The sequence below is a fragment of the Bacillus thermotolerans genome (genome assembly GCF_000812025.2).
Classification (GTDB): Bacteria; Bacillota; Bacilli; order Bacillales; family Domibacillaceae; genus Quasibacillus; species Quasibacillus thermotolerans.
Window position 1 is genome coordinate 50,202 of sequence record NZ_JWJE02000016.1, and the last position, 15,993, is coordinate 66,194.

Below are 15,993 nucleotides of genomic sequence, written 5' to 3' on the forward strand. Positions count from 1 at the left end.
TTCATCCCGTCAAAAAAAGTCATTGCTTTATTTAATATTGTATCCTTCTATTAAGGTAAATGAAAATAAATAACCTTCATTCCGACTGTTCTTAGTTTACTTGCGTATCTAAAGATACCTATTTATTCTCTAAAAAAGATTGGTCTATTTGTACGCTTAAACTATAATTCTTTTTCTCAGAAAAGTATAGCAAGGGCCTCTAAATGTCATAAATTCGCCATACCGCCTCTCCCTACAGCAGTAAAGCTTATCAGCATATAGGTTGGCACATTATTGGATATCTTATAATAGAATGGTTTATATCGCTCTCTTTCAGTGTAAATTATTAATAGGACTGCATGCATTTATTATGTTTGAATGAGGTGAAACGAATGAACGTGTATATGACATCAGGTACATACGGCTTCATGAAGAGTCTTAAAGAGAAGCATCCCTCCGAAAGGATCCTTCTGATGGAAAGCGGAGGAGAAGCGACTCTTTTGCATGAAACCGTAAAAGATACAGTATTTCAAACTCCCCGTAAATATGAGGTCATTGATTCCGTCGGTGAACTGGCCGACCGAGGCTTCATCGTATGTAACAACATATCGGTTACCGATGAAGGACGGCCTGTCTTTGAATATCGGTTTGAGAATCGGGAACACGAAGTGGAAAAAGCACGCGGCTTCCTAGCCTTACGGGTGCTCCGTCCGATCAATTCCAATACTTATGTAATCCTTACGCAATGGACCAGCTCAGAAGCATACACAAATTGGACGGATTCGCCGGAATTCAAAAAAGCTCATGAGCAGCAAATGAATGAGCCGGGAGTAAATAAAGAGCCACATATTTTCTCGAGCAAGCCGTACATCACTACTTATAATATTCCTAAAGAGGAGTAACCCGTAAAAGAAAAGACTGCCTGCAGGAGAGCAGCTGCTCCCCTGCAGGCAGTCTTTTTCGGTTCCTCATTCTGTAATCTTCTTCAGCCTTCCCGGGGCGTACAGCTTCGTGAAGACGAAGGAAAAAGCAAGACCGACTGCAAGAACGATCAATGCATACATAGCCGTATTGCTGATTAAAACAGCCAAGCCAAACAGAATAGACTGAATCGCCAGCAAACGTGTGATCAAGGAAAGCAGTGATCTGCTCTTTTGCTCCTGAGCCACCGGGTAAAGAGAGACCCACATCTTCGTTTCATGCCTCCGGATGATTGGCAATAGCTGAAAGCCCGTTAAATAAATAAATAACAACGCAACGAACAACTGGATCATCAGCTGGCCGCTAAAGGCAATAATGAGGATGGCAATAATAGTTAGGCGGACGTACAGCCCGAAATATTCGTTCATGCGGACAAATGTACGCATGAACAGATAGTCATACGTATGAGGCGGCTCGAAGGATGCCTTTCCAAGCAGCGGGTCCATCCAGCGGCGGCGCTTTACTTCTCCGCGCAGATGAGGGACATCTGTGAACAAATTTGCCACCCGGTAAAAGGCAGCCATCCGCTCCTCCTCCAGCTCAACAAGCGTTTCCCATTTGAGCGTCGCTTTCCCGGACGCTTTCCTGAAATATAGCAGGTAAGCCATCATGATCACCGCCACAATCAAAACAAATACAATCGAGGTATTGGAGAACAGGAAGTATAAGAGTAAGCCATTTAAAGCAAACCTCACAAGCCAGTCTATTTGCCTGCTTTCCTTCTCCTGCATTTTGAGCACGTGCCAGCGGACAGTTAAGTTCCATATTTTCATAGCAGCCACGACAGCGAGCCACAAAAAGAACGACTGTGTTCCCCCGCCTTCTACTTGCCTATGAAGAGGAATAAACAAAGCAAGTGCGGCAATCAGCAAGTAAATTTGCGAGAAAAAGCTTGTCGTGATTGCTTTACGAAAGTAGGGAGCCATCTGCTCTTCAAGCGGTAGCAAAAACACTGTATCTGCTCGCATTAGGAGCGTATAAACAGAACTCCATGAAAGCAAGAGACCCAGAATGACCGCCATTAGCAAAGAGGCTGGAAAGGACTCGTCGAGTGTCTTCACCCAGCCGCTGTAGTAATAAAGCCCAGCGCCCAGCGCAAACACAAGCACCAGCAGTAAGTGGTCGTTCAGCATATAACGCAAATACTTGCGCAGCTCAGCATAATAGGCGGTCAGCCTTTCCTTCCACAGCTCATTAATCGGGTTCATCGCTCTTCTTCCTTTGTCAGTTGAATATATATATCGTCTAAAGAAGCTCCCGGCATATGAAATTGCTCCTGCAGCTGGTGGATAGTCCCTTGTGCACGAACCTCACCGTTATGCAAAATAATGAACGAGTCGCAATACTTCTCTGCAGTAGCCAGTATGTGCGTAGACATTAAAATGCCTGCGCCGTTTTCCTTCATTCTCTGCATCCAGTTGAGGAGCGACTGAATGCCCAGCGGATCCAGTCCGACAAACGGTTCATCAATAATATAGAGAGCAGGCTCCGTTAAGAAAGCGCTCATAATCATGACTTTCTGCTTCATCCCTTTGGAGAAATGAGCCGGGAACCAGTTCATCTTCTTTTCAAGCCGGAACTCCTTCAAAAGCGGACCAATCCGGTCGCTGTATTCCTTCTCCGACAGCCCGTAGGCCATAGCTGTCAGCTTCATATGCTCCTCAAGCGTCAGCTCCTCATATAGGATTGGCGTTTCCGGAATGTAGGAGAACTGGCGCCGATACTTCTCAGGGCTGTCCTTGAGAGATAGCCCGTTAATAGTAACCTGTCCCTTCTTTTGCTCCATCAGTCCAATGATGTGTTTAATCGTAGTGCTTTTCCCTGCTCCGTTCAAGCCAATCAAGCCAACAATGCTTTTAGCATCTACAGAGAACGAAACGTCTTTTAATACGGGCCTTCGGGTATATCCGCCCGTCAGTTCTTTTACAGTTAACAAAGACATTCAAAACGCCCTTTCTCATAAAGTCATATACTTATTTTAACAAAACTCCGTGCAAATCTCCTAATATGGAAACCGTCCTCTCCTTATGTTGTCTATTTCATAAAAAGCGGATGTATGATAAAATTTTGACAATTATACATAGGAAGGAGAAAGAAGTATGAGTGATTGCATTTTCTGTAAAATCATCGATGGAGAGATTCCTTCAGCAAAAGTATACGAAGACGAAGAAGTATATGCATTTTTAGATATCAGCCAGGTTACGAAAGGGCATACCCTGATCATTCCGAAAAAGCACAAAGAAAACATCTTTGAGTTCTCGCAAGAAGAAGCCGGACGCTTCTTTGAAAGAGTGCCTCTAGTTGCAGAGGCCTTGAAATCAGCTTTCCAGCCGGAAGGGTTAAACATTTTAAATAATAATGGAGCAACAGCCGGACAAACAGTGTTTCACTCTCACATTCACTTAATCCCCCGTTATGGCCGGGAAGACGGCTTCCACCCTGTTTTTAAAGAACATAACAGCGAATACACTTCTGAGGACCTGCAGCAGATTGCGAAGGAAATTGCCGCTCATCTATAAGAGCGGCTTTTTTGTTCCTTATACTGCAAATATTAGCTCTTCCCCGACACCTTCATACTTATCTATCACTATGATATAATAGTGCTAACTTTTCGCTGGCGGCAACGAGTGCACGTCAGGAGAAGCAACGACTAGCTGAGAAGAGAAGAGGAGAGATGAGTAATGAATACGAAGACTTTAGTAAGCCTGTCACTGTTAATTGGGATAGGAGCTGTACTTCATGCTGTTATGCCAGGACTGTTTCTTGGAATGAAGCCTGATATGATGCTGACCATGATGTTTCTCGGTATCTTATTGTTCCCAAATGCGAAAGGTGTGCTGCTTGCCGGCCTTGCTACAGGCATCATTTCCGGCTTGACCACTACATTTCCGGGCGGCTTTCTTCCAAATATGATCGATAAACCGGTTACTGCTTTCATCTTCTATGGATTATTCCTTCTGTTTGCTAAACGGGGAAAGAGCGCAGCTGGAGCTGCCTTGCTAACAGGGGTTGGAACCCTTATATCAGGAGCTGTATTCTTAGGATCAGCCCTTGCCATTGTCGGTCTGCCTGGACCGTTTGTTGCCCTGTTTGCAGCCATTGTGCTTCCAGCAACGATGATCAATGCGATCGTTATGCTTATTATTTATCCCATCGTGCAGTCTGTGTTTAAACGATCCAGCCTGGCTCAGCAAGTATAATACTCATACAAAAAAGCCCTTCTAGCTGAAGGGCTTTTTTGTATTATATTCGATACAGTAACAGCACCGCAAACAACAATACTATGCTTCCCGCTAAGCCCAGGATCCTAGCTCTTTTGATTAGCAGCTGCTTTGTCATAGAAAGGCCGGGACGCCAAATTGCACGAATATGATACACCATGCTAATTAAAAGAATGAAACTGAGAGCAAACAAACCAAAAATTAACCCTTCCATTTCCGCCACTCCTTTCCTGTTACCGATCATTTGGCCACATGGCGAAACCGATCCCAAGTTTTCACTTCCTTATTTAGGGGAAGTATAAAAGAGTACAGTTTTTACATACTATGCACGTATGATCGGCTCGCGACCTATTTCTGCAGGAAAGAAAGGATTTTTACGTTTAAAGGAGAATTCTGATATAGAGGTGAAGAAAATGAATGCAAAATCTTTATTAGTGGGTCTTATTACTGGCACGGCTGCAGGAGCCGCCGCCACTCTCTTCAGCACTCCAGTTTCAGGACAGGAGGCGCGTGAGAAAGTTAAGCTGGCTCAAACAAGCGTGAAAAGCAGCACGAAGATGATAAAAACAGACGCCAAGCAGTTAAAAGAAGCGGTGACCCGCTTGAAAGAAGCGGCAAAAGAGACTCTTCCGGAAGTGAAAGACAGCTTGAAAGTAAGCGCAGGAATGTGGAAGGAGAGCACGAAGCCTAACATTGAACATTTAAAAAATGATGTAAAAGACATCCAGGATAACATCCAAGATCTGCAAAAAAGCTTGCCTAATAAAGGAAAAAAGTAGAGAGTCGGATAGACTCTCTATTTTTTTCGAAAATTTAGTCAACTTTATCTTTATTATTTTTTATTTTCCTGGCATAATAATACTAATAACTTGATAGCTAATTGTTTAACCAGGTGTGAAAGAATGATAAAAAAGAAGGTGCAAAGATGTCCGATCAATCATGTTCAATGAAAGAGGCCTTGATTTTCAGCCAGCGAATAGCTCAGTTAAGCAAGGCTTTATGGAAAGCTGTAGAAAAAGACTGGCAAAATTGGATTAAGCCGTACGACTTGAATATTAACGAGCATCACATTTTAACGATTGCGTACCACCTTAAAGGAGCTTCCATTTCAGACATCGCAAAATTCGGTGTGATGCATGTGTCTACCGCTTTTAACTTTTCAAAAAAACTGGAAGAAAGAGGCTATCTTCGTTTTTCCAAGAAAGAAAATGATAAGCGGAATACATATGTGGAAATTACAGCGGAGGGTGAAGAGCTGCTGCTAGAGCTCATGGAATGCTTCGATCCCGAAAAGAACGCCGTCTTTGCTGGAAGCGCCCCGCTGCGTGACCTGTTCGGAAAGTTTCCGGATATGGTAGAGGTAATGGCAATCATCCGTAATATTTACGGAAATGACTTTGTTGACAGCCTCGAGGAATCCCTTGGCAACTTGGATAGAGAATTCGATGAAGAAGACGGAAAATTGAAGAAAGCTGTTGCTCATCAGAAGGTATAAAAGGGCGATAACTGAGGCAGAGAAGCATCATCTCTCTGCCTCAGTTATTGGTTGGTTATTCTGATTATTCCCCTTTTTTTCTAAACTCCTATAAATAAATTTTTTGTTCTTCTTCCCCTTCTCAGCCCACTATTAACGGGCTTTTTTTCTGTTTATTTTCTATGTCTCTTTGTTTTACGTAATCTTAATAAAAAAGTGGTTGATTTTTCTCTTCTTCCGTCGTAAAGTGATTAAACGATAACGAAAATAATGCCGTTGAATGGAGGGTAATGCCAATGAGATGCTGGCGTACATTTGACATTGAAAAGCGATACGGCTTTGACAAAGTCATCGTTTACTCTATTTTGCTCGCAGTCATGTGTTTTTTATTTAGCTATGCACTCTTGCAGTCTCTTTTTTCAGAGACTCCGCATTTTAAATATTTTCCAGTATTCCTAGCTGGTTTGGCAGGCATATACCCGCTTCATAAATTGATTCACTTGCTGCCGGTTTTTCATTACCGGACTTACATGAAATGCCGTTGCAAGTTTATTTGCTCATGCTTACCAATTTTCTCAATTCATATAAAAGAACCGGTTCCTAAAAAAACATTTATGTTAAGCCTTATTTTGCCTTTTCTTACAATCAATCCGATCCTGCTCGCATGCGTGGGCTTATTCCCGCACTACACTCATTACTTTGCGGTACTCATCGCGTTTCATACAGGATTATGCCTAATTGATTTGCTGTATGTGAAGGCACTGATTACTTGCCCTCAGCAAGCGGTCATTGAAGAACATGACAGAGGATACGAAATTCTAATCCCTCAATAATTAAAGGAAACAGCCCAAAAGAAAGCAATTATTTCATTTTGGGCTGTTTCTCTACCTTTTCGCCGTTATTTTTGCTATCTTTATTACATAGGACTTAAAAGGGGAGGGGAAATCAATTGATCTCCGTTATTGTTGTATTTATCATTTTTGCTGTTATCATTCTTTATAATATTAACCGCATGACGAATATCCTTTGTATCCAAAAAGAAATTCCGGAAGAAAAACATCCGAAAATCTTCCGCACGATTAACATTTATATTACCATCTTACTGGTTTCTTCGTATGTTGAAATTCTATTTACATAGGTAAAAAGCGAGCTGATTCTTTATAAGCCAGCTCGTTTTTTATCTTTTGGCGGGTCATTAAAAATATGTTATAGTATGTCCTAAGAAAAAAATGTAAAGGCCGACACTTTCCTGAGAGCCGGCTAATTAACTAGGGAGTTGTATACACATGAAAAAATGGATCCTATCTGTTTCCTTGCTTGCAGGGGCTGTCGGCCTCGCTGGCTGCGGCGCTGGTGGTGACACCGTCGCTACATCATCGGCAGGTGATGTCACACAGGAAGAACTGTACGAAGCGATGAAGGAGCAGTTCACTCCTCAAATGGAACAGACACTTCAAGAACTAATGTACAGAAAGGTACTATCTGATAAATATAAGGTAACAGAGGAAGAGCTTGACCAGGAAATGAAGCAAACGAAGGAGCAGCTCGGTGATCAATATGACATGTTCCTCTCCCAATACGGTCTTGATGAAGAGGCATTTAAGGATATGATGGAACTGCAGCTTCTCCAAGAGAAAGCGGTTCTTTCTGAAGTCGAAGTCACCGATCAAGAAGTGAAGGATTACTATAAAGAATGGCAGCCTCCAGTAAAAGTGCGTCATATTCTAGTGGAGGATGAAAAAACGGCCCAAGACATCAAAAACCAGCTAGCCAATGGTGCCAAATTTGCTGACCTTGCGAAAGAGCACTCTACAGATACTGCTTCTGCCCAAAACGGCGGGGACCTTGGCTGGATAGATTACGCAAACCGCCAGCAATTTGTCCCTGAATTCACAGAGCAGCTTAACAAGCTCGAGAAAGGCCAAGTTAGTGATCCAGTGAAGTCGGATTTCGGCTATCACATCATTGAGGTAACCGACAAGCAAGAGAAAAAGCCACTAGAAGAAATAAAAGAGGAACTTACAGAAGAGCTGAAGCTGTCTAAAGTAGACGCTGAAACGCTTCAAAATACACTCAACAAAGAACTGAAAGCAGCGGATGTGAAGGTAGAAGACGAAAGCCTAGAAGGCGCCTTCTCTGACCTTTCCGAGTCAAATAAAGAAGCAGATACTAATGCTCAACCAACAGAAGAAACAAACACAGATGAAGCAAAAGACGATCAGCCTAAAGAGGAAAAACCAGCAGAGTAATTCTCCTTTTGAAAAAAGCTGCAACAAAAAGCTGTCCGATAATACTATCGGACAGCTTTTTGCCTTGCCTTTTCTTCCCGCTCTCGTTCCATTCTTTTTATATATACTTGTCCCTCTTTTTCAATGAACTCCTCGTCCACTTTTTTCTCGTCTCTTGATGTCTTCACCGCCATAATCGCACTTAATATGATACCAGCAACCACTACATACACCCATACCGGCAGTGTCATCACCCGATCCTCTCCCCCTTTCACTTTAATTATTATTAATATATTCACCAGAAGGAAAAAACATGTCCAACAAGGGACATGTTTATGAAGAGAAATTAGGCTTATAGAAGGAGCGGTTATCGAGCGCGAATACCCGCTCTGTAAACTCACCCGGCTTCGTCCGTTCCAGCACCCGATCAAGCATATTCATTTTCGCATCGATGTTATCAATGTAATGAAGGATTTCTGCCTCTTTCACCATGGGCGGTTTCGGGCTTCCCCACTCTGCTTTCCCATGGTGAGACAATACGAGGTGTTTAAGAATCATTACCTCTTCTCCCTCAATCTGAAGCTCTTCTGCTGCTTTCCCAATTTCATTGACCATAATAGTAATATGACCGAGCAAGTTGCCTTCCACGGTATAAGCTGTCGAAATAGGCCCCGATAGCTCAATGACTTTACCCAGGTCATGCAAAATGACACCAGCATACAATAAATCCCGATCCAGTGACGGATACAGATCGGCAATCGATTTGGCCAGTTGAAGCATTGATACGACGTGGTAGGCCAAGCCTGAGACAAATTCGTGGTGATTCTTCGTCGCAGCTGGATATTCTAGAAATTCAGAGTGATACTTATTCAGCAGGAACCGTGTAATACGCTGGACATTAGGGTTTTTCATATCAAAAATAAATTGATTGATCGTATCAGCCATTTCCGTTTGATCAAGCGGAGCCGTCTCAATAAATTCGCTGATCTGCTTTCCATCCTGTGGGCCGGCAGGGCGGATTTGCCGAATCTTCAGCTGCATTCTTCCACGGTAGTTTTGAATCTCGCCCGCTACCTTTACAATGGTCTGGGGCTGATATTGTTTTGCCGTCTCTTCCTTTGCATCCCAAAGCTTCGCTTCAATATCACCGCTCTTATCTTGTAAAATCAACGTTAAATACGGATTGCCATTAACCGCTATGCTTTTTGTCGCTGATTTAATTAATAAGTAGCTTTCTACACTTTCCCCCGGTTCGTAATGAGTAATCCCCCGCACACGGCTTCACCTTCCTTACATAATTTAAGCAAATTATAACATAACAGCTTTTGGAAGCAGAATAAAACACTGCCCTGCTAACGATTTTTTGAAAGGTCCAGTGCTTTCTTCATATCCTTCAACGAATTTGACTTTCCATACATAAGTACGCCGCCCTTATAAATACGCGCACCAATGCTTCCTAAAAGGAAGATAGAGACAAGCAACACACCGACCCCTAATAGAATCTCCCAAAGCGGAATATTCAGCATACCAATTCTCACAAACATGGTCATTGGTGTGAAGAATGGAATATAGGAGGTGACCGTAATAAAGGTCGATTCAGGCTGAACGAGCCCATACATGGAAATGAAAAATCCAGCCATCACTAACAGCGTTAACGGTGTCATCATTTGCTGCACATCCTCTAAACGGCTGACAAGCGAGCCAAGAAGAGCGGCAACAGTAGCATATAAAAAGTATCCAAGCACAAAGAAGATAACTGCATAGATCATCATAGACGAAGAAAGAGATGAAAATCCTAACCAGTTTGCCGCCAGGCTCTCCGGCTGATTAGCCAGCGATAAATAAGCGACTAAGAGCCAAATGCCCAGCTGTGTTAAACCGAGCAGACCTACCCCAAGGATCTTCGCAAACATATGCGTAACCGGCGATACACTTGAGATTAAGATTTCCATGACCCGTGAAGATTTCTCGATCGCCACATCAGAGGCAATCATATTCGCATACATAATGACGGACAAGTAAATAAAAAACAGCAAGACGTAGACGAGCGACTGGGCTTGCATCCTTTCTTCTTCTGATTTCGCCGTATCGGCTAAGGCGACTGTATTGAATTGAACAGGCGCATTCCAGATTTTCATTTGCTCATCTGTTAACTGCAAACTTTCTGCGGCATGGATCGTTTTCAAAGATTGAAGCGCCTGCTGGATTTGCTCGGCTGACCCGCTGCTTGTTATATTCCCGGCCTTATACACGCCAGCCGGCAGCCCTCCTTCTGTCTCCCTTAACATTAAATAGCCTTCATATGTTCCTTCCTCTACCTCATCTTTTAGCACGCTTTCCGATTCATTGGTTTTAACGAGCTTGACCTCATCCTCTACAGCCGAAAATTGGGCTTGAAAAGGCTCAAAAAGAGTACCGGATTCATCGACAACAGCAATCTGCTCTGTCTCCCCGCCTTCATCAAAATAGGAAAAGATCCTTTCCATGTTGGTAGCGACTAAAATAGCCAAGGCAACCAGTACGGTTGTGACAAGAAATGATTTTGTTTTGAATTTAGTAGTGTATGATTGCGAGAGAATCAGCCAAAAATTATTCATAGGAAGCACCGACCTTTTCTATAAATATATCATTCAGAGAAGGCTCCTCGAGCTCAAACTTTTTAACGAACCCTCTTCCCTGCAAGGCTGCAAAGACTTCCTGGGCTACCTCTTCCTTTTCTATTTGCAATAAGGCACCCTCAGCTGTTCTCCTCACTCTCAGGATCCCTGGAATGTCCTTTAGGAACCCGAGGTCAAAATCGGCATGAATCATAATGTTTTTCTTTCCAAATGACCGCTTTACATCTCGAAGACGGCCGTGTACAACCGGTTGCCCGTGATGCATAATACACAGGTTTTCACACAGCTCCTCAACATGCTCCATTCTGTGGCTGGAGAAGACAATCGTCGTGCCGCTATCCTTTAGCTGAAGAACAGCATCCTTCAACAGCTCAACGTTAACCGGATCCAACCCGCTAAACGGTTCATCCAGGATCAGAAGCTCCGGTTTATGGACAACCGAGGCAATAAATTGAATCTTTTGCTGATTTCCCTTCGACAGCTCTTCTACCTTCTTGTCCGCGTACTCGGTCGCTTTAAACTGTTCGAGCCAGCGGTCTGTCTCATCTGCTGCTTCCTTTTTGTCCATGCCGCGCAGACGGGCTAAGTATGTAATCTGCTCTTTCACCTTCTGCTTTGGATAAAGCCCTCTTTCCTCCGGCAAATAGCCAATCTTTGAGCTCAGCTTGTAATTAACAGGATTTCCGCTCCACTGAATGGTTCCGCTGCTGGCCTTGAGAATGCCTAAAATCATTCGAAAGGTCGTTGTCTTTCCTGCTCCATTCGCCCCTAGAAAACCAAATAGTTCCTTTTCCGGAATTTCTAATGATAGGTTTTTTACTGCCGTAAAGCCGTTAAATGTTTTTGTTACCTCTTCTAAAACAAGCATGTGCAACCCTCCCGTCTAAGTATACGAAGCAATAAGAAAAAAGTTCCTTTAATCAGCATCTGGCTCTCATAAATTTCAAATCGGGATTGCTTGTTTGCAGAGATACACATGTTAGCTGTTAATCTCTCTGAACATAAAAAAAGACCGTCTGTTGACAGTCCTGTTTATAGCAGTAAGGCAAGCAGCAGGAGAATAACGGAGTTCTTTATGCCCTATGGATATCGAGCAGGAAGAATGCTTCATATTCATGAAACAAACTTCAGGACAACAGGCCCCAGCAAAATAATAAATAGAGTCGGAAAGATAAAGACAACTAATGGGAACAGCATTTTTATTGGTGCTTTCATGGCTGCTTCCTCTGCTTTTTGCTTTCTTTGTTCCCGTATATCCTCCGTTTGGACTCTAAGAACAGAGACCAACCCAATCCCCAGTTTTTCAGCCTGGATAATACTGCTTATTACAGATTTTAACTCCTCGACCGGCAAGCGCTCTCGAATTCCGATAAGAGCTTCTTTTCTTGTATTCCCAAGCCTGATTTCTTCCAATGCAACCTTGAACTCATCAGACAGAACGCCCTCTCGTTTTGAAACCATCTTACTTAGAGCAGCATCAAACCCCAGCCCCGCTTCAAGACTAGTCGTAATTAAGTCAAGCGTGTCTGGAAGTTCCTTCAGAGCTGCTTTGCTTCTCTTTTTCACCTTCAGCTTCAAATAATAGCTAGGAAGAATACTGGCTCCCAGAAATGAAAGTAAGCAAACCAGCATCTTTAGATGAAAAGGAAGCTGTAACAGAAAAGTATACCCTCCTGTTACAATAGGAAAAATAATCATAAGAACGAGTTGGATAATCTTAAATTCTACAGCACTAAGCCCAAAAGGACGGCCTGCCTGAGCAAGCTTCAGGTCCAACTGAAAAGCCTTCTCTTTGTTTAACCTTTTTTGCAGCCCGGTTTTAAAGTGTTTCCATAAAGGCTTAATAATCCGGTCCGAAAAAGAAAGCTCTTCCTCCAACTCCGCTTCATTCCCCCAAGAGGGAGTGTCCTCAGCGAAATAATAGTCTACCCTTTTTTGTACATGCGCCTTCTTTTCAAATCTAAACGCAAGGACCGCATAGAAGAAGAGGCTTGTAAAAATAAAGAGACTTATATACAGAAGCATGTTTACACCTCGATCGTAGTAATTTTCCGAATGAACATAAATCCCGTTACTTCACTGATCACTGCCGCTATTAACAAGCCTTGTCCGATGGGGTGAGTAAAAAGAGGAGTGATATAATCAGGATTTAGAAAATAAATCACCACGCCTAACCCCACTGGGAGAAAACCGATAATCATGCCAGACAGCCTTCCTTGAGCTGTAAGGGTTTGAACCTGGTTTTCAAGCTTATTCCGTGCTCTCATCGTGTCGACGATTTTCTCCAGAAGAAATGCCAGATTTCCCCCAACCTGTCTCTGGATCAGTATCGCCTCTACTAGTAAATCTAAATCTTCGCTTGGCATCCGCTTTTTCCATTCGATTAAGGCCTCTTCCATGCTTGTTCCATATTGGATCAGCTTTAATACAAACCCGATTTCCTCCTTAATTGGAGAATCGGACTCCTCTGCCACCATTTGCAGAGACTGGAGAAAGCTGAACCCCGCTTTCAGTGAACCTATAATTGATGTCAACATTCCCGGCATACCAGCATTAAATAGCTGCACCCGCTTTTTTTGCTTTCGTTTCAGCCATACTAAAGGCAGGTAATAACCAAGAAGTCCGCCTATTAGAAACATAACTATTTGATGAGATGGAAGAAAAAACAGCCCCCCGCTAATGAGAACAGCAAACCATCGAAAAACAACAAACTCCTCGGCTTTTAAGGGAACACCTGCAAGACTTAACGTTTGTTCAAGTCGCTCATTCCGCTTATTATCTTTCTTCCGAACCAATAAGGTTTTCAAACGTTTATTTCCTTTTTTCAAAAGCTCTTTTAAAGAAACAGGCTCATCAATCTCTCCTTCTTGGTTTGGAGAGCGAATGGAAGAAAAAATGACTAAAAGAATAAGGAAGCAGGTGGTAAAAAAAGATAGCATTAGCATTCCCAGCATCGGTTATTCTCCTTTTTCCATAAAGATAGAGGCTGGAAGGTGTATGCCTTCGCGTTCCATTCGTTCGTAAAACTTCGGCCGGACTCCGGTAGGTACCAGTTTTCCGATGATTTTCCCGTCCGGACCAACTCCAGATTGCTGGAAAACGAAAATGTCCTGAAGCACAATGATATCTCCCTCAAGCCCTTGGACCTCTGTGATATTAGTAATTCTTCTGGAACCATCTTTCAACCTGGACTGCTGAATAATGACGTCGAGCGCCCCGGCAATTTGATCGCGGATCGCCTTAATTGGCAATTCCATACCGGCCATCAATACCATCGTCTCAAGACGAGCCAGCATATCCCTTGGGCTGTTCGCATGTCCGGTTGCTAAAGAACCATCGTGCCCTGTATTCATAGCTTGCAGCATATCGAGTGCCTCCCCACTCCGAACCTCCCCAATCACAATTCGGTCAGGACGCATCCGCAAGGAATTTCGAACAAGGTCGCGAATCGTGATGGCTCCCTTTTCTTCAATATTTGGGGGACGAGCTTCAAGCGATACTACATGGTCCTGCCCAAGCTGCAGCTCTGCGGCATCCTCAATCGTAACAATCCGGTCTTCATTTGAGATAAAGGAAGATAATACGTTCAAGGTCGTCGTCTTTCCTGAACCTGTGCCCCCGCTGACGAACATGTTCAATTTTGCTTTTACACAGGCTTCTAAAAAGTCAGCCATCTCTTGTGTTAACGTCCCAAAGCGGATTAAGTCATTAACAGTAAAAGGATCTTTCGAGAATTTACGAATCGTAATAGTCGGACCGCCTAACGCAAGCGGTGGAATAATGGCATTTACCCTGGAACCATCACTTAACCGTGCGTCAACCATAGGGCTGCTTTCATCAATTCTCCTGCCAAGCGGTGACACGATTTTTTCCAATACGGCCATTACATGTTCATTATCACGAAAAGTGATATCGGTCAGCTCTAACCGGCCGCGGCGCTCAGCGTACACTTGATACGGACCGTTGACCATCACTTCTGATACTTCATCATCTAGAAGCAGAGGGTTGATCGGTCCGTACCCTGTCAGGTCATTGGTCAGTTCTTTCTTTAGCCTCTCTAAATAGTCGCCTTTAGCTATGTTCGGATTCGCCTCAAGTATTTCAGAGAGAATGGAGTCCAAATCAGCTACAATGACTTCAATATGTTCATCTTTTCTTTCTTTTAAAATATGCTTAAACGTAAGGTTTTTCAGTTCCTGGTAATCACCGTTTGCTTTTGTCTTTTCACTATTATTTTTTTTCTGTTTTGTTGCAGGCTTCACAGACTCAGGGGCCGGCTGCTTTGGTTTTTGAAGTTTTTCTGCTTCCAACAACGGTGCTGGTTCTTGTTCATTTCCCGTTTGCACATCATTTTGATTCTTCGATTGGAGCCTTTCCAGTAAACCCATTGATTTTCCCCCTTAATCTCCATACTTTAGGACTGCTTTTCGCTAGCAGCCCTTTTGGTTTTGGATCATGTTCTTTCGGAAAAAGCTGAGAAGCCATTTTATTCATTTCTTTTGAAAAGGCAAGCTTTGGATGGCTTGTAACAAGAGGTATGCCTACATCTAATGAATAGGCTACCTGCTTTGCATCAGAGGGCAAATAGAATACTCGTTCCATCTTCATTAATTGCGGGATATCCTCAGCCTTGACCGCAGAAGAAGCAGCTGATTGATTAACAACTAGAGCGGCTTTGTCTTTGAAACCTAAAGCATCCAGAGTTTCTATCATTAACCTTGTGTTTTTCAAAGAAGCCATTCCGGGTGTTGTCACCAATAAAATGTGATCGGCCTTTTCCATCACCATGAGGTTGTGATCATTTAGCCCCGGCTGAGTTTCGACTAATAACAGTTCTGTTTCCGCAAGCAGGGCATCAATTCCTAAGCCAAGATCTTCTGGGGTAATCAAATCGGCATGCTCCGGCCGCTTCGGTGCTGCAAGCAGCTGAATTCCCAATTCATGGGGGAGACAATACGCTCTAATACGCTGGAAATCCTTTCGTTCAACTGCCTCCTTGATCGTAGAAACAGCTTCTAGATTCAGGGCAAGAGCGAGATCTCCAAACTGCAGGTCAGCGTCTAGAATACTTACTTCTACATTTCTCTTTGCTAACAGGGCTGCCAGGTTGACTGTGATAACGGTCCTCCCCACTCCTCCTGCCGCACTGCATATGGCTAACATCTTCCCCTGCTTTTTCCCGCCGGTGATCTCCACTTTTTACTCCCCCTTCTGTTTCACAAACTGGCTGCTGATCCAGCCTTGCTTCCTATCAGCAGTTACTACTCGGAACCAAAGACCGTCTGCTTCATCTCTTCTCCGGTCTCCAAGAAAGATAAGTTCTGCTCCCTCTTCTGCCGCTGTAATCGCATGAGCATGAGTACTTGGCTTTTCGTGAACAGTAGCACGCTTTGATACATACTAAAGTGTACCCTATAGAGTAGACACCAAAAAAAGTCTACCTATAGGGTACTTTTTTGTATAATTAAGAAACACAACTAGAGATAACATGG

At 43.3% G+C, this 15,993-nt stretch carries 19 protein-coding genes and 1 pseudogene; 8 read left to right on the forward strand and 12 right to left on the reverse strand.

The features are described 5' to 3' along the window. Positions 1 to 371 precede the first annotated feature (371 nt). Positions 372 to 881 (forward strand): antibiotic biosynthesis monooxygenase family protein, encoded by a 510-nt coding sequence (locus tag QY97_RS08385; RefSeq protein WP_039237561.1) that lies wholly within the window; start codon positions 372 to 374, stop codon positions 879 to 881. 66 nt (positions 882 to 947) lie between these two features. Here the strand turns inward: QY97_RS08385 and QY97_RS08390 are convergent, their stop codons facing one another. Together QY97_RS08390 and QY97_RS08395 are read right to left on the reverse strand one after the other, a co-directional pair. Then, on the reverse strand, positions 948 to 2,168 hold the full coding sequence (locus tag QY97_RS08390; RefSeq protein WP_039237563.1) for an ABC transporter permease: 1,221 nt from the start codon (positions 2,166 to 2,168) through the stop codon (positions 948 to 950). Further along, a complete protein-coding gene (locus QY97_RS08395) occupies positions 2,165 to 2,902 on the reverse strand; it encodes an ABC transporter ATP-binding protein (RefSeq protein ID WP_039237565.1) in 738 nt (245 codons plus the stop codon). Before QY97_RS08395 ends, QY97_RS08390 begins: the two co-directional genes overlap by 4 nt. Positions 2,903 to 3,059: 157 nt before the next feature. Here QY97_RS08395 and QY97_RS08400 point away from each other — a divergent pair, with 157 nt between their 5' ends. Together QY97_RS08400 and QY97_RS08405 are read left to right on the forward strand one after the other, a co-directional pair. Then, positions 3,060 to 3,479, forward strand: a complete 420-nt coding sequence (locus QY97_RS08400; RefSeq protein ID WP_039237567.1) for an HIT family protein — start codon at positions 3,060 to 3,062, stop codon at positions 3,477 to 3,479. A 162-nt stretch (positions 3,480 to 3,641) separates the two neighbouring features. After that, positions 3,642 to 4,160: a tryptophan transporter gene (locus tag QY97_RS08405; RefSeq protein ID WP_039237570.1), complete on the forward strand. Its 519-nt coding sequence runs from the start codon at positions 3,642 to 3,644 to the stop codon at positions 4,158 to 4,160. 43 nt (positions 4,161 to 4,203) lie between these two features. Here the strand turns inward: QY97_RS08405 and QY97_RS08410 are convergent, their stop codons facing one another. Beyond that, positions 4,204 to 4,395, reverse strand: a complete 192-nt coding sequence (locus QY97_RS08410; protein ID WP_040037156.1) for a hypothetical protein — start codon at positions 4,393 to 4,395, stop codon at positions 4,204 to 4,206. Between the two features lie 199 nt (positions 4,396 to 4,594). Between QY97_RS08410 and QY97_RS08415 the strand changes: the two genes are divergently transcribed. From QY97_RS08415 to QY97_RS08435, 5 genes are all read left to right on the forward strand, one after another. Beyond that, entirely contained in the window at positions 4,595 to 4,960 is a 366-nt protein-coding gene (locus tag QY97_RS08415) for a YtxH domain-containing protein (RefSeq protein WP_046128701.1), read from the forward strand. 146 nt (positions 4,961 to 5,106) lie between these two features. Then, the gene (locus tag QY97_RS08420; RefSeq protein ID WP_039237574.1) at positions 5,107 to 5,676 is read left to right on the forward strand and encodes an HTH-type transcriptional regulator Hpr; all 570 of its coding nucleotides are present in this window, start codon (positions 5,107 to 5,109) and stop codon (positions 5,674 to 5,676) included. A 275-nt stretch (positions 5,677 to 5,951) separates the two neighbouring features. Next, on the forward strand, positions 5,952 to 6,488 hold the full coding sequence (locus tag QY97_RS08425) for a DUF3267 domain-containing protein (RefSeq protein WP_039237576.1): 537 nt from the start codon (positions 5,952 to 5,954) through the stop codon (positions 6,486 to 6,488). Between the two features lie 119 nt (positions 6,489 to 6,607). Then, positions 6,608 to 6,793 carry a hypothetical protein gene (locus QY97_RS08430; RefSeq protein ID WP_408606257.1) on the forward strand — a complete coding sequence of 62 codons (186 nt, stop codon included), beginning with the start codon at positions 6,608 to 6,610 and terminating at the stop codon, positions 6,791 to 6,793. 148 nt (positions 6,794 to 6,941) lie between these two features. Further along, entirely contained in the window at positions 6,942 to 7,904 is a 963-nt protein-coding gene (locus QY97_RS08435) for a peptidylprolyl isomerase (RefSeq protein ID WP_046128700.1), read from the forward strand. A 44-nt stretch (positions 7,905 to 7,948) separates the two neighbouring features. Here QY97_RS08435 and QY97_RS08440 read toward each other — a convergent pair whose 3' ends face one another. The 9 genes and pseudogenes from QY97_RS08440 to QY97_RS21130 form a co-directional block, all read right to left on the reverse strand. Further along, complete coding sequence (locus QY97_RS08440; protein ID WP_039237601.1) at positions 7,949 to 8,134, reverse strand: sporulation YhaL family protein; 186 nt, start codon at positions 8,132 to 8,134, stop codon at positions 7,949 to 7,951. Between the two features lie 82 nt (positions 8,135 to 8,216). Next, positions 8,217 to 9,158: a 3'-5' exoribonuclease YhaM gene (gene yhaM, locus QY97_RS08445; RefSeq protein WP_039237580.1), complete on the reverse strand. Its 942-nt coding sequence runs from the start codon at positions 9,156 to 9,158 to the stop codon at positions 8,217 to 8,219. Positions 9,159 to 9,235: 77 nt separating this feature from the next. Further along, positions 9,236 to 10,480, reverse strand: a complete 1,245-nt coding sequence (locus QY97_RS08450) for an ABC transporter permease (RefSeq protein WP_039237582.1) — start codon at positions 10,478 to 10,480, stop codon at positions 9,236 to 9,238. Beyond that, positions 10,473 to 11,369 (reverse strand): ABC transporter ATP-binding protein, encoded by an 897-nt coding sequence (locus tag QY97_RS08455; RefSeq protein WP_039237584.1) that lies wholly within the window; start codon positions 11,367 to 11,369, stop codon positions 10,473 to 10,475. Before QY97_RS08455 ends, QY97_RS08450 begins: the two co-directional genes overlap by 8 nt. Positions 11,370 to 11,614: 245 nt before the next feature. Then, a complete protein-coding gene (locus QY97_RS08460; RefSeq protein ID WP_039237586.1) occupies positions 11,615 to 12,526 on the reverse strand; it encodes a type II secretion system F family protein in 912 nt (303 codons plus the stop codon). Between the two features lie 2 nt (positions 12,527 to 12,528). Next, on the reverse strand, positions 12,529 to 13,455 hold the full coding sequence (locus QY97_RS08465) for a type II secretion system F family protein (protein ID WP_039237587.1): 927 nt from the start codon (positions 13,453 to 13,455) through the stop codon (positions 12,529 to 12,531). Between the two features lie 3 nt (positions 13,456 to 13,458). Continuing rightward, positions 13,459 to 14,889 (reverse strand): CpaF family protein, encoded by a 1,431-nt coding sequence (locus tag QY97_RS08470; protein WP_039237588.1) that lies wholly within the window; start codon positions 14,887 to 14,889, stop codon positions 13,459 to 13,461. After that, a complete protein-coding gene (locus tag QY97_RS08475) occupies positions 14,849 to 15,697 on the reverse strand; it encodes an AAA family ATPase (RefSeq protein WP_052725874.1) in 849 nt (282 codons plus the stop codon). Before QY97_RS08475 ends, QY97_RS08470 begins: the two co-directional genes overlap by 41 nt. A gap of 3 nt (positions 15,698 to 15,700) precedes the next feature. Beyond that, positions 15,701 to 15,874: pseudogene (locus QY97_RS21130) on the reverse strand (SH3 domain-containing protein); the annotation flags it as partial. Between the last annotated feature and the right edge of the window lie 119 nt (positions 15,875 to 15,993).